The organism is Breoghania sp. L-A4, from assembly GCF_003432385.1.
Classification (GTDB): domain Bacteria; phylum Pseudomonadota; class Alphaproteobacteria; order Rhizobiales; family Stappiaceae; genus Breoghania.
The window spans coordinates 2,899,477-2,911,282 of the sequence record NZ_CP031841.1; the positions used below are offsets into that span (position 1 = coordinate 2,899,477).

Genomic DNA, 11,806 nt, shown 5'->3' on the forward strand with positions numbered 1-11,806 from the left:
TCCTCGATCTGGAACGTCATCCAACCGTTCGATGGAAGCCGTATGACTTCGTTGGCGGCGCATCGTTCATGACGTGAAATGGGTCTTGCCGTGCATGTGTCTTCCCTGACCCGCATGTGTCAAGACCACAGCACCAATTTTACCGGCTTTGGAAGTCCCACACGCGTCCAGCGCGGCTCGCGCGGCACCCCATGCGCGCCGGCGCAGGAACCGGGTGATGCGCAAACCCGGCGCGAAAGCCGCCCGGGATATGTCGTTGGTACGGCTGGAGGGACTCGAACCCCCACGTCAAAGACACTTGGACCTAAACCAAGCGCGTCTACCAGTTCCGCCACAGCCGCACGGTACGCCAAAGCGCGGCCTCTATAGCACTGGCCCCACCGGCATCAAAGCGAAATCCCGACGCCGCTCGAACCGCCGCCGATATTCCCCACGCTGACGAACCTCCGCCGCAAACCGGCCGATTCCAAGGCACGACGCCCCCGGCGTCCCTCAAGCGCAGGATTTGGTGGAGGCATCCGCGCACAGCGGCGCCAGGACCGCCGGCATGGCGGGCGGCAGATCCTCCGCGATCAATCCGGGGCCGCACTGCGCGCCCGCCGCCCCGTGGCACCACACGGCCATGCAGGCCGCCTCGAACGCCGGCATGGCCTGCGCGCCGAGCCCGGCGACAAGCCCGCAGAGCACGTCGCCCGAGCCGGCGCTGGCAAGCCACGGCGGCGCGTTCTCGTTGATGGCGGCGCGTCCGTCCGGGGCGGCGATCACCGTGTCCGCGCCCTTCAAGATCACCACCGCGCCGCTGTGGCTCGCCGCCGCGCGTGCGCGCTCCAGCCGTGAAGGCAACGCCGCGAGCGACGGAAACAGCCGCGCGAACTCACCGTCATGCGGGGTCAGCACGACACGCACTGCCCTGGGTTCGAGCGCCCCCGCCGCGCGGATTGCGTCGAACAGGACGGCCGGATCATCCGAAAAGCTTGTCAGCGCATCGGCGTCCAGGACGACGAACCGCGCGCCCAGCGCGGCGTTCACGAACGCCCGCGTCCGTTCGCCAACACCGAACCCCGGACCAATCGCGACCGAGGTGACGCGCGGATCGTCCAGCATCGCGGAGAAACGCTCCGCATCCCTCACCGAGCGGATCATCACCGCCGTCAGATGGCACGCGTTGACCAGAACCGCGCCCGGCGGCGACGCCATGGTCACCAGACCCGCGCCGGCGCGCAACGCGGCCGTGGCGGCGAGACGCGCAGCCCCGGTCGCATGGGCCGGGCCGCTGGCGACGACCACATGGCCACGCTGATACTTGTGGGAAACCGCCGAGGGCGCGCGCCAGGCATGCCGCCACAGCGCGGGTGCGTTCGCATGGGTCCGCGGATCAATGCTCTCGAGAACGCCCGCGGGCGTACCGATGTCGATCACATGCTGGACACCGCACAGTCCGCGACCGGGATAGAGCAGATGCCCCGGCTTGCGGCGAAAGAAGGTCACTGTCTCGGTGGCGCGAACGGCGACACCGCGCACAGCGCCGGTCTCCCCGTCGACGCCGCTTGGAAGATCGACCGCGACGACCGACAGCCGGCTGGCGTTCAGCGCGTCGACGAGCGTTGCCACCGGGCCGGTCAGATCGCGGGCCAGCCCCGCGCCGAACAGCGCGTCGATCACAACATCGCAATCGGCAAGCAAGGACGGGTTGGCCGGGCACAGCGCCTCGCGCAAAGACGCGTCCATCGCCTCAAAGGCGCCGAGCGCGTCGCCCGCAAGCCGCGCACGGTCACCCAGAAGACCGATGCTCACCGTGTAGCCGAGAGCGTGCAGGACTCGCGCGGCGACAAATCCGTCGCCGCCGTTGTTGCCGGGGCCCGCCAGCACCAGCACCCGCGCCGGCGGCGGCCAGCGTTCAGCGAGCACGCGGGCAACACCCGTGCCCGCGGCCTCCATCAGCGCCTCTCCGCCGACACCGGCCGCGACCGCAAGACGGTCCGCCTCCGCCATCTGCGAAGGCGTCAGAAGTTCCAGCATGTCGCACGCCTCCTCGTGATTCCCCATGATCGACCTCCGGCCGCCGGCCGCAATCTTCTGGCAGGCTTGCACAAATTTCAAACGTCCGCGCATCGGGCGCGCCGGCACACGCCCACCGGCCGCACCTGCCCGAAAACCACGCCTCAAGCCCCCGAACCGGGCCCGACGACAGGATCAAAACCATCCGCCCGACGTCAGGCTGCATACAAATTAGTCAGTTTGATTATTCTTTATGCACAAATTCGGAGTTTCACGCAGACAACGCATTGCGGACCAGCCGTGTTCTGCCCTATTTTCGGGCGTTTTCGCCATCCGGGCGAATTGGCACGAAGAATGCTCCCGCTGATACGACCGTTGCATACCGTTTGTTGTAGCCCGTCCGTTGCACCAAAGGCACCGTGCGCGCCTGTTGCCCACATCAATCAACGTCGTTGGTCGCCCGGACCACCAAGGCGTACAAACCCGGAGAGAGGGAGGCGATGAAGAAGATCGAAGCGATCATCAAGCCCTTCAAGCTAGATGAAGTGAAGGAAGCGCTGCAGGAAGTTGGCCTGCAGGGCATCACCGTGACCGAAGCCAAGGGCTTCGGGCGGCAGAAAGGCCACACCGAGCTGTACCGCGGCGCGGAATATGTTGTCGACTTCCTGCCGAAGGTGAAGGTCGAGATTGTGTTGACCGACGAATTGGTCGACAAGGCCCTGGAGGCGATCCGCACCTCCGCCCAGACTGGCCGCATCGGAGACGGCAAAATCTTCGTCTCGAACATCGAGGAAGCGATCCGCATCCGCACCGGTGAGACCGGCAACGACGCGATCTAACCCGCGTTCGGCCGTTTCAGCGAGGCGCGGCCGCCGTGCGGTGGCATCGCGCTGAAACGCCAGCGTCCGGGATGGCGCCATTGTGGCCCGCCCCAGATCGATGACGCATGAACCAAGAGATCCACCTGTAGAAAATCAGGAAGATTCCCATGACTACTGCCAATGACGTCTTGAAGTTGATTAGCGAAAAGGACGTTAAATTCGTTGATCTTCGTTTCACCGATCCGCGCGGCAAGATGCAGCACGTGACGATGGACATCCTGGAAATCAACGAGGACGTTTTCGCCGACGGCGTGATGTTCGACGGCTCCTCGATCGCCGGCTGGAAGGCCATCAACGAATCCGACATGACCCTCATGCTGGATCCCGAGACGGCGCACATCGATCCGTTCTTCGCCCAGACGACGCTGGCGATCTTCTGCGACATCCTGGAGCCGTCCTCCGGCGAGGCCTACAACCGCGATCCGCGCATGACCGCCAAGAAGGTCGAGGCTGCCGTGCGCGCCTCGGGCATCGGCGACACGATCTACGTCGGTCCGGAAGCCGAATTCTTCGTCTTCGACGACGTCCGCTTCTCGGCCGAGCCCTACAACACCGGCTTCCAGCTCGATTGCTCGGAACTGCCGACCAACATGCCGACCGAATATGAAGCCGGCAACCTGGGTCACCGTCCGCGCACCAAGGGCGGCTACTTCCCCGTCCCGCCGATCGATTCCGGCCAGGACTACCGCTCCGAGATGCTCACCGTTCTCACCGAGATGGGCGTGCGCGTCGAGAAGCACCACCACGAGGTGGGCGCCGCCCAGCACGAGCTCGGCATTCGCTTCGACTCCCTGACCCGCATCGCCGACAAGATGCAGATCTACAAGTACGCGGTGCATCAGGTCGCCCATGCCTACGGCAAGACGGCCACCTTCATGCCCAAGCCGGTCTTTGGCGACAACGGCACCGGCATGCACTGCCACCTGTCGATCTGGAAGGACGGCAAGCCGGTCTTCGCCGGCAACCAGTACGCGGATCTCTCCGAAGAGTGCCTGTACTTCATCGGCGGCATCCTCAAGCACGCCAAGGCGCTGAACGCCTTCACCAACCCCTCGACCAACTCCTACAAGCGTCTAGTCCCGGGCTATGAGGCACCGGTGCTGTTGGCCTATTCGGCCCGCAACCGCTCCGCCTCCTGCCGCATCCCCTACAGCCCGTCGCCGAACGGCAAGCGCGTGGAAGTCCGGTTCCCGGATCCCTCCGCCAACCCGTACCTGTGCTTCTCGGCCCTGGTGATGGCCGGCCTCGACGGCATCAAGAACAAGATGCATCCGGGCGACGCCATGGACAAGGATCTCTACGACCTGCCGCCGGAAGAGCTGAAGGAAATCCCGACCGTCTGCGGTTCGCTGCGCGAAGCGCTGGAAAGCCTGGACGCCGATCGCGAGTTCCTCAAGACCGGCGGCGTCATGGACGACGATCAGATCGACGCCTACCTCGAGCTGAAGATGGAAGACGTGCTGCGCTACGAAATGACGCCGCACCCGATCGAGTTCGACATGTACTACTCGGTCTAATCGACTGCGTTTCGAAGGTTTCTTCGACGTTGGACGGGGCGCTTCACGGCGCCCCGTTTTTTTGTGCGCCGTGCTGCGTATCCCCGGCCCTCCCGCCGCGCTGAATAAGTGAAACTACCGTCATCGGCGTGTCATCGACGCACGCTAGCGATGGTCCCGACAGGACAGACGCGCCGTCGCGCCCTGCCGTCGCCCCGTTCACAATCCAGTTGGAGACGAACAGCATGAAGCTCTTCGCGACAGCCCTCCTCGCAAGCGCGTCCCTCGCCGCCGGCGCCGCCACCGCCCAGGACACCATCGCCCAGTCCGGCAGCGACTGGTTCAAGATGGGCCAGCAGACCCTGGCGGAGAACCTGGCCAAGCAGCCCAACACCCACCGCGCCAAGAACGTGATCCTGTTCACCGCGGACGGCAACGGCGTTGGCACCAACTACGCCATTCGCCTGTTCTCGGGTCAGAAGAAGGGCATGCTCGGCTCCGAATACGTGCAGCCGCAGGAAGCCTTCCCGCACCTGGCGCTGGTGAAGACCTACACCACCAACGGCCAGACACCCGATTCCGCGCCCACGGCGTCCGCCATGAACACCGGCGTGAAATCGAAGAACACCATGATCAACGTGGACTCGTCGGTCGCCGTCAATGACTGCGCCAACATGTCCGGCCACGAGCTGACCACCTTCTCCGAGATCGTTTCCGGTGAAGGCAAGTCGGTCGGCGTCATCTCCACGGCCCGGCTGACCCACGCGACCCCGGCCGGCGTCTACGCCAAGACGGTCAACCGCAACTGGGAAGACAATTCCAAACTGCCGGAAGACTGCACCGCGCAGAAGGACATCGCCGCCCAGCTCATCGACGCGATGAAGGCCGGAACGGTCGACGTGGCCTTCGGCGGCGGCCGCCGTCATTTCCTGCCCAAGGAGATCACCGACGGCGAAGGCAAGACCGGCAAGCGCACCGACGGCCGCAACCTTGTGGAAGAAGTCAAAGCCATGGGCGGCCAGTTCGCCTGGGACGACGCGACGTTCGCGGCGCTCAAGGACGGCGACGGGCCGGTTTTGGGACTGTTTGAAGCCTCGCACATGAAGTACGAGCACGACCGCACCGGCGAGCCGTCGCTGGCGGAAATGACCGCGGCCGCCATCAAGCGTCTGTCGGGCAACGAGAACGGCTTCTACCTGAGCATCGAAGCCGGCCGCGTCGACCACGCCAACCACGACGGCAACGCGCACCGCACGCTGACCGACGGCGTGGCGTTCGCCGACGCCATCGCGCTGGCCGACGAACTGACCAACGACGAGGACACGCTGATCATCGTCACCGCCGACCACGAGCATGCCATTGCCTTCAACGGCTATTGCGGCCGCGGCTCGCCGATCACCGGGTTGTGCTACGACATCGACGACGCGGGCGAAAAGCATCTCGACACCCCGCTTCTCGCCAAGGACGGCAAGCCCTACACGGTCATCGGCTACCTGAACGGCACCGGCTCGGTCCTCACCGAGCAGGACGACAAGAGCTTCTCCGGCACCCGTCCCGATGTCACCAACGAGCAGGCCGTCGACGCGGACTACATCCAGCAGGCGCTGATCCCGATGTCGTCGGAGACCCATTCGGGCGAAGACGTCGCGGTCTACGCCAAGGGCCCCTGGTCGCATCTGTTCGATGGCACCGTGGAACAGAACTACATCTTCCACGTGATGAACCACGCCATCAACGCCGAATAGGCGCCGGAAGACCCGCAATCCGAGGGGTCCGCCACGGCGGGCCCTTCCCGATGCGCCCATAACCAACGGAACCCTCATGGACCGCCGTCTGTTTCTGATCGCCTCAGCAAGCCTGTTTGCCGCGCCCATGGTCCGCGCCGCCGACACCCTGAAGCTGCGCGATCTCTACAACAAGGACCTGAGTTTCTCCGACTACGCCCGCGCCCATGAGCGCAAGCGCGTCTCGGTGACAGGCTACATGGCGCCGCCGCTGAAGGCGGAGACCAATTTCTTCGTCCTCACCAAGATGCCGATGGCCACCTGCCCTTCTGCGAAAGCGAGGCGGAATGGCCCGACGACATTCTCGTGATCTATAGCGCAGACTCTGTCGACGCCGTGCCCTTCAACATCCCGATTGTGGTTACCGGAACGCTGGACCTCGGAACCTGGACGGACAGGGACCTGGGTTTCGTCAGCCGCGTCCGGTTGCTGTCGGCGACATTCGAGAAACTGTAACGATGATCGATGTCGCCGGGCTCACGCTCACGTTCCGCGACAGCGCCGGCGCGACCTTCCCCGTGCTCGATATTCCGCGCCTGACGCTGGAGGCCGGTCGGCTCGTGGTGATCACCGGGCCGTCGGGATCGGGAAAATCATCGCTTCTCTACGCGCTCAGCGGCCTGCAGGCCCCGACCACGGGAACGGTAACGGCCGCCGGCTGCGATCTCTACGCGCTCGCCGAGGCCCGGCGCGACCGCTGGCGACGCGCAGCCATCGGTTTCGTGTTCCAGGATTTCCATCTGATCGAGGAACTTTCACCGCTCGCCAACGTGACGCTGCCACTGGCCTTTGGCGCGTCGCTCGCCGAACGGCGCGCAGGCAGGAAGCGGGCGCGCGGCCTGCTCGAGCAGCTCGGGGTTCCCCTGAACCGCACGAGCAGCGCCTTGCTGTCGCGCGGCGAGCGCCAGCGCACGGCGATCGCCCGCGCGCTGCTGTTCGACCCGCCCATCCTGCTGGCGGATGAGCCCACGGCCAGCCTCGATGCGGCCGCCGCGGACATCGTCTGCACCACCCTGCGCGACATGGCGCGCGGCGACGGACGGCTTGTCCTCGCCGTCAGCCACGACCCGATCCTCATTGCCGCCGCCGATACGGTCTATCGCCTCGAGCACGGCGCGCTGACACAGGGCGCCGTGCTCGAGGCTGCCGGCATGCCCGCCACGGAGCCGGCCCAATGATGAATCCCCTGCCCTCGTCTGGGCCACACTCAGACGCAATCCCGTCACCACGCTGAGCTTCATGGCGCTGATCGCGGTCGCGGTCGGCATGGGCGTGTCGATCACCGCGCAGGAACGCGCGCTGCGCAAGGGAAGCGCGCGCGCGGCCGACCGCTTCGATCTGATCATTGCCGCGCCCGGCAGCCAGACCGACGTGCTCCTGAAGACGATCTTTCTCAATTCCGGCAGCGTCGAACTGCTGTCGCCCGATGTCGTCGCCCGGGCCTACGCCGAGCCGAAAGCGGAATTCGTCGCTCCCATCGCCTTCGGCGACAGCCACAACGGCGATCCGATCGTCGGCAGCACCGGCGCATTCGCGCTGCATCTGAGCGGCGGAACGCTTTCAGAGGGCCGCGTGTTCGAGACTCATGAGGAGGCCGTCGTCGGCGCCGCCTCCCCCATGCGGATCGGCGACACATTCCAGCCCACACACGGCGAGGCTCACGGCGGTGCGCACGAAGACGAACGCCACCACGGCGCGCGCCTGACGGTCGTCGGCCGGATGAGCGCCACGGGATCGCCGTGGGACCGCGCCATCGTGGTGCCCGTCGAACTGACGTGGGAGTTGCACAACCTGCCCACTGGTCACCTCGATAAGGACCATGATGACGAGGCAGGCGCCACTGACGATCATGACGCGGAGCCCATCGGCCCGCCGTTCGACGCAGCGACCCTTCCCGGCGTGCCCGCGCTGGTGATCAAGCCGCAGTCGGTCGCCGCCGCCTACGGCCTGCGCAACGCCTATCGCACCGACACCAGCATGGCGTTCTTCCCCGCGGAGGTGCTGGTGGAGCTCTACGCGCTTCTGGGCGACGTGCGGGCGGTCATGGACATCATGGCGCTGGCGACCCAGACGCTGGTGATCGCCGCGATCCTGGTGGGCGTCATGGTGCTGCTGCGCCTCTACCGGACCCAGTTCGCGGTGCTGCGGGCGCTGGGCGCGCCACGAAGCTTCGTGTTTCTCACGATCTGGAGCTACGTGACCGCGATCGTCGCCTGTGGAGCCGCGACGGGCCTGCTGATCGGCATCGGCCTGACAAACCTTGTGTCACGCGCCTTCACTGACGCCAGCGGCATCGCGCTCAACGCATCGCTTCAGGGCCCGGAGTTGGTGGCCGCCGGCGCCATCGTTCTGATCGGCGCGGCGGCGGCCACCGTCCCCGCGGCGCTGCTCTATGCGCGGCCCGTGGTCACGGATCTCCGCTGACGCGCGCCCTTGCTTGCAAAAGAAGGCGTCCGCGGCGCCGCAACGATTGGTTATCCACCGCCGCACAAACCGCACCCTCCTCAATTCACACGATGTTGACAAGCGCCAAGTCGAAGCGCAGACTTCAGGCTCAATCAACTGCTGGAGGTCTAAAAAAATGAAGCCGCCGAAGCAGCGTACGTCGTGATTGAAATAGACATTCTATTTCTGAAACGACAAATATCCGAAAATTTGAACCTTAACACCGGCCGAAAGCGTTACTGCATTCGATTATAGGCCTGAATACTTACGCTCGAATCACAGCGATAGCCCGCGACTGCGGAGATGATCCGATTGCGCGGCGAGTCCGGCGAACAACGCCGCACTCAGATCCGCCGTCCGAGGTGATCTTCACCAGGCGCGGCACGCTGGACCGATGAGATCGCAACGAACAGACCTAGGCTCGACTGCCGGAACGACCTCGACCGGAAACCCGACAACGGTACAGGATCCCAAACCCGATCCGATGCGCCTTGATCCCGGCGCCCGCGCAACCAACCCCCGAGGGGAAATAGCGGGGCCACACACTCAAGCCACGGACACCGCGAAAGCGACACGGATCCGAGAAACAAGCCCCGCACCGAACCATGGTGCGGGGCTTTTGCGTCTTTGGCCGGATGTGTGACCGGCTGTGGCTGGATGTGTTCGCGGAGCACACGCCGGCCGCGCCGAAACGACGGATGCCGGGCCATGCCCTATGGCAGGGCGATCAGCCCGCCGCTCATCGGCCACGGCGCGCCCGTGGTGCCGGGAAATGTGATCGGGCGCCCATCGAGCGCACGCACCGCCATATAGGCAAAGGCCTGCGCCTCGATAAAGTCGCCCGACCAGCCGATGTCCGCCGCCGGCGTTACACTGACGCCGGTGCGCGCGGCGATCATCTCCAGCAACACCGGGTTGTGCGCGCCGCCGCCCACGGCGATCAGCCGCACCGGCGGCCGCGGCAGATGCTTGAAACCCGCCGCCACCGTTGCCGCCGTGAACGCCGTCAGCGTCGCCGCGCCCTCCTCGGTCGACAGCGCATCGACCCCCGGGGCGGTGAAGTCATCGCGATCAAGCGATTTCGGCGCCAGCCTGTCGAAATACGGATGCTGGAGCCAGCGTGCGAGCAAGGCGTCGTTCACCGCGCCACTACGCGCCAACGCACCGCCAACATCCATCGCAGCGCCGGTGCGCGTGTGAACGAAATCATCGATCAACGCGTTCGCGGGTCCTGTGTCGAAGGCGATGAGATCCTCGTCGCCCTCACCGATCCAGGTGATGTTGGCAACCCCGCCGAGGTTGAGAATGCCCAGCGGCCCGGGGAGCCCGGCGGCCAGCGCCTTGTGAAACACCGGCGCGAGCGGCGCCCCCTCGCCGCCGGCGGCGACATCGTTGGCGCGCAGGTCATAGACCACGCGGATGCCGGTTTCACGGGCAAGACGGTCCCCATCGCCGAGTTGTACCGTCATCCCGCGTTCGGGCGCGTGAAACACTGTCTGGCCGTGGAAGCCGATCACATCGACATCACCGGCGCTCATGCCGTGCTCGGACAGAAAGCTCAGGACAAGGGCCGCATGCGCATCGTTGACAACCCGTTCCGCGGCACGCAAGGCATCGGGCCGCTCCGTGCGGTCGGTGACACCGCGCGCCGCGCTCAACGCCTGGCGCAGGACGAGACGCTCCGCGTCGCTGTAGGGACGATAGGACGTCTCGCCAAAAGCGGCGATCCGCTCGCCGTCGGTTTCGATCATCGCAAGATCGATCCCGTCCATCGAAGTACCGCTCATCAGCCCAAGCGCGCGCATCGCCATGTTGATTTTCCCGAATTCGCATTTTCCCGTGAAATTAGGCTCAAGCTCGGCTAAAACCCCAGCGCGCGACCGGATGCCGGCACTCTCCGGCGAAAAAAGAAGGCATGTAGGCGTATGACCGCGTTCAAATCGGACTTCCTGCGAATCTTATCAGAGCGGGGATTCATCCACCAGTGTTCGGACCCCGAGGGGCTCGACGCACTGTTTCGGTCCGAGACGGTGTCCGCCTATATCGGCTTCGACTGCACGGCGCCAAGCCTGCATGTCGGCTCCCTGGTGCAGATCATGATGCTGCACTGGATGCAGCAGTGCGGCCATCGCCCCATCGTGCTGATGGGCGGCGGCACCACGCGGGTCGGCGACCCCTCGGGCAAGGACGCCGCACGGCAGTTGCTGAGCGCGGAGCAGATCGAGGCCAACAAGGCCGGCATCCGCACGATCTTCACGAAATTCCTGTCGTTTGAGGGCGGCGACAATGCGGCGGTCATGGCCGACAACGCGGATTGGCTGCTGGGCCTGCATTACGTCGACTTCCTGCGCGACGTCGGCCGGCATATCTCGGTCAACCAGATGATCCAGCGCGATTCGGTGAAGCTGCGCCTGCAGCGCGAGCAGCACCTCTCGTTCCTGGAATTCAACTACATGGTTCTGCAGGCCTACGATTACGTGGAACTGAACCGGCGCTACGGCTGCGCGCTGCAGATGGGCGGCTCCGACCAGTGGGGCAATATCATCTCCGGCATCGACCTGGGCCGGAAGATCGAGGACGCGGCCCTCTACGCGCTGACAACGCCGCTGCTGACCACCGCCTCGGGCGCCAAGATGGGCAAGACGGCCGACGGCGCGGTGTGGATCAACGCGGAGCAACTGTCGCCCTACGACTACTGGCAATACTGGCGCAACACCGAGGACGCCGACGTGGGCAAGTTCCTCAAACTGTTCACGACATTGCCACTCGACGAGATCGCGCGGCTCGAAGCGCTTGAGGGCGCCGAGTTGAACGACGCCAAGACCGTGCTGGCGACCGAGGCCACAACCATGGCGCATGGCCGCGAGGCGGCCGGACAGGCGGCGGAAACCGCGCGGCAGACGTTTGTGGAAGGCGGCACGGCTGCGACGCTTCCCAGCGTCGACGTGCCGCGCGCGGATCTCGACGCCGGGCTCGGCGTGCTCACCGCCTATGTGACCGCGGGCCTGTGCGGCTCCAATGGCGACGTGCGCCGCAACATCAAGGGCGGCGCGGTGCGCATCAACGACGTGCCGGTGAACGACGACAAGCGGGTGCTGACGGCATCCGATCTCAGCGCCGACGGTGTCATCAAGCTGTCGCTGGGCAAGAAGAAACACGTTTTGCTGCGGGCAAGCTGAACCGGCAGTGCGGGAAATACGGC

At 65.4% G+C, this 11,806-nt stretch carries 11 protein-coding genes and 1 tRNA gene; 8 read left to right on the forward strand and 4 right to left on the reverse strand.

From position 1 onward, the window contains the following. Positions 1-257 precede the first annotated feature (257 nt). Both D1F64_RS13170 and D1F64_RS13175 read right to left on the reverse strand, forming a co-directional pair. Positions 258-341 (reverse strand) — tRNA-Leu (locus tag D1F64_RS13170). A 151-nt stretch (positions 342-492) separates the two neighbouring features. Next, positions 493-2,046, reverse strand: a complete 1,554-nt coding sequence (locus tag D1F64_RS13175) for an NAD(P)H-hydrate dehydratase (protein WP_248304454.1) — start codon at positions 2,044-2,046, stop codon at positions 493-495. 452 nt (positions 2,047-2,498) lie between these two features. Between D1F64_RS13175 and D1F64_RS13180 the strand changes: the two genes are divergently transcribed. After that, positions 2,499-2,837: a P-II family nitrogen regulator gene (locus tag D1F64_RS13180; RefSeq protein WP_117412818.1), complete on the forward strand. Its 339-nt coding sequence runs from the start codon at positions 2,499-2,501 to the stop codon at positions 2,835-2,837. Here the strand turns inward: D1F64_RS13180 and D1F64_RS23410 are convergent. Further along, positions 2,834-3,082, reverse strand: coding sequence for a hypothetical protein (locus D1F64_RS23410; protein WP_162901198.1), 249 nt, complete (start codon positions 3,080-3,082; stop codon positions 2,834-2,836). The genes D1F64_RS13180 and D1F64_RS23410 overlap by 4 nt on opposite strands. Here D1F64_RS23410 and glnA point away from each other — a divergent pair. The 6 genes from glnA (at position 2,987) to D1F64_RS13205 (ending at position 8,583) form a co-directional block, all read left to right on the forward strand. Continuing rightward, positions 2,987-4,396: a type I glutamate--ammonia ligase gene (glnA, locus tag D1F64_RS13185; RefSeq protein ID WP_117412819.1), complete on the forward strand. Its 1,410-nt coding sequence runs from the start codon at positions 2,987-2,989 to the stop codon at positions 4,394-4,396. The genes D1F64_RS23410 and glnA overlap by 96 nt on opposite strands. A 224-nt stretch (positions 4,397-4,620) precedes the next feature. After that, positions 4,621-6,120 (forward strand): alkaline phosphatase, encoded by a 1,500-nt coding sequence (locus D1F64_RS13190; protein WP_117414588.1) that lies wholly within the window; start codon positions 4,621-4,623, stop codon positions 6,118-6,120. Positions 6,121-6,196: 76 nt separating this feature from the next. Beyond that, positions 6,197-6,469, forward strand: a complete 273-nt coding sequence (locus D1F64_RS13195) for a hypothetical protein (protein ID WP_205470469.1) — start codon at positions 6,197-6,199, stop codon at positions 6,467-6,469. Continuing rightward, positions 6,466-6,615: a hypothetical protein gene (locus tag D1F64_RS24650; RefSeq protein WP_205470470.1), complete on the forward strand. Its 150-nt coding sequence runs from the start codon at positions 6,466-6,468 to the stop codon at positions 6,613-6,615. The genes D1F64_RS13195 and D1F64_RS24650 overlap by 4 nt, the downstream gene beginning before the upstream one ends. Before the next feature lie 2 nt (positions 6,616-6,617). After that, the gene (locus tag D1F64_RS13200; protein ID WP_117412820.1) at positions 6,618-7,337 is read left to right on the forward strand and encodes an ABC transporter ATP-binding protein; all 720 of its coding nucleotides are present in this window, start codon (positions 6,618-6,620) and stop codon (positions 7,335-7,337) included. Positions 7,338-7,398: 61 nt separating this feature from the next. Next, positions 7,399-8,583: an ABC transporter permease gene (locus tag D1F64_RS13205; protein WP_117412821.1), complete on the forward strand. Its 1,185-nt coding sequence runs from the start codon at positions 7,399-7,401 to the stop codon at positions 8,581-8,583. 734 nt (positions 8,584-9,317) lie between these two features. Here D1F64_RS13205 and D1F64_RS13210 read toward each other — a convergent pair. Continuing rightward, a complete protein-coding gene (locus D1F64_RS13210; protein ID WP_346432236.1) occupies positions 9,318-10,415 on the reverse strand; it encodes an anhydro-N-acetylmuramic acid kinase in 1,098 nt (365 codons plus the stop codon). 114 nt (positions 10,416-10,529) lie between these two features. On the opposite strand from D1F64_RS13210, the gene tyrS reads away from it, so the two are divergent. Then, positions 10,530-11,783 (forward strand): tyrosine--tRNA ligase, encoded by a 1,254-nt coding sequence (gene tyrS / locus D1F64_RS13215; RefSeq protein WP_117412822.1) that lies wholly within the window; start codon positions 10,530-10,532, stop codon positions 11,781-11,783. Positions 11,784-11,806: the final 23 nt, after the last annotated feature.

Bases quoted from the DNA above. Each gene is read 5' to 3' on its own strand.
- D1F64_RS13175 (WP_248304454.1), bottom strand. From the start codon at position 2,046: ATGGGGAATCACGAGGAGGCGTGCGACATGCTGGAACTTCTGACGCCT.
- D1F64_RS13180 (WP_117412818.1), top strand. From the start codon at position 2,499: ATGAAGAAGATCGAAGCGATCATCAAGCCCTTCAAGCTAGATGAAGTG.
- glnA (WP_117412819.1), top strand. From the start codon at position 2,987: ATGACTACTGCCAATGACGTCTTGAAGTTGATTAGCGAAAAGGACGTT.
- D1F64_RS13190 (WP_117414588.1), top strand. From the start codon at position 4,621: ATGAAGCTCTTCGCGACAGCCCTCCTCGCAAGCGCGTCCCTCGCCGCC.
- D1F64_RS13195 (WP_205470469.1), top strand. From the start codon at position 6,197: ATGGACCGCCGTCTGTTTCTGATCGCCTCAGCAAGCCTGTTTGCCGCG.
- D1F64_RS13200 (WP_117412820.1), top strand. From the start codon at position 6,618: ATGATCGATGTCGCCGGGCTCACGCTCACGTTCCGCGACAGCGCCGGC.
- D1F64_RS13205 (WP_117412821.1), top strand. From the start codon at position 7,399: ATGGCGCTGATCGCGGTCGCGGTCGGCATGGGCGTGTCGATCACCGCG.
- D1F64_RS13210 (WP_346432236.1), bottom strand. From the start codon at position 10,415: ATGGCGATGCGCGCGCTTGGGCTGATGAGCGGTACTTCGATGGACGGG.
- tyrS (WP_117412822.1), top strand. From the start codon at position 10,530: ATGACCGCGTTCAAATCGGACTTCCTGCGAATCTTATCAGAGCGGGGA.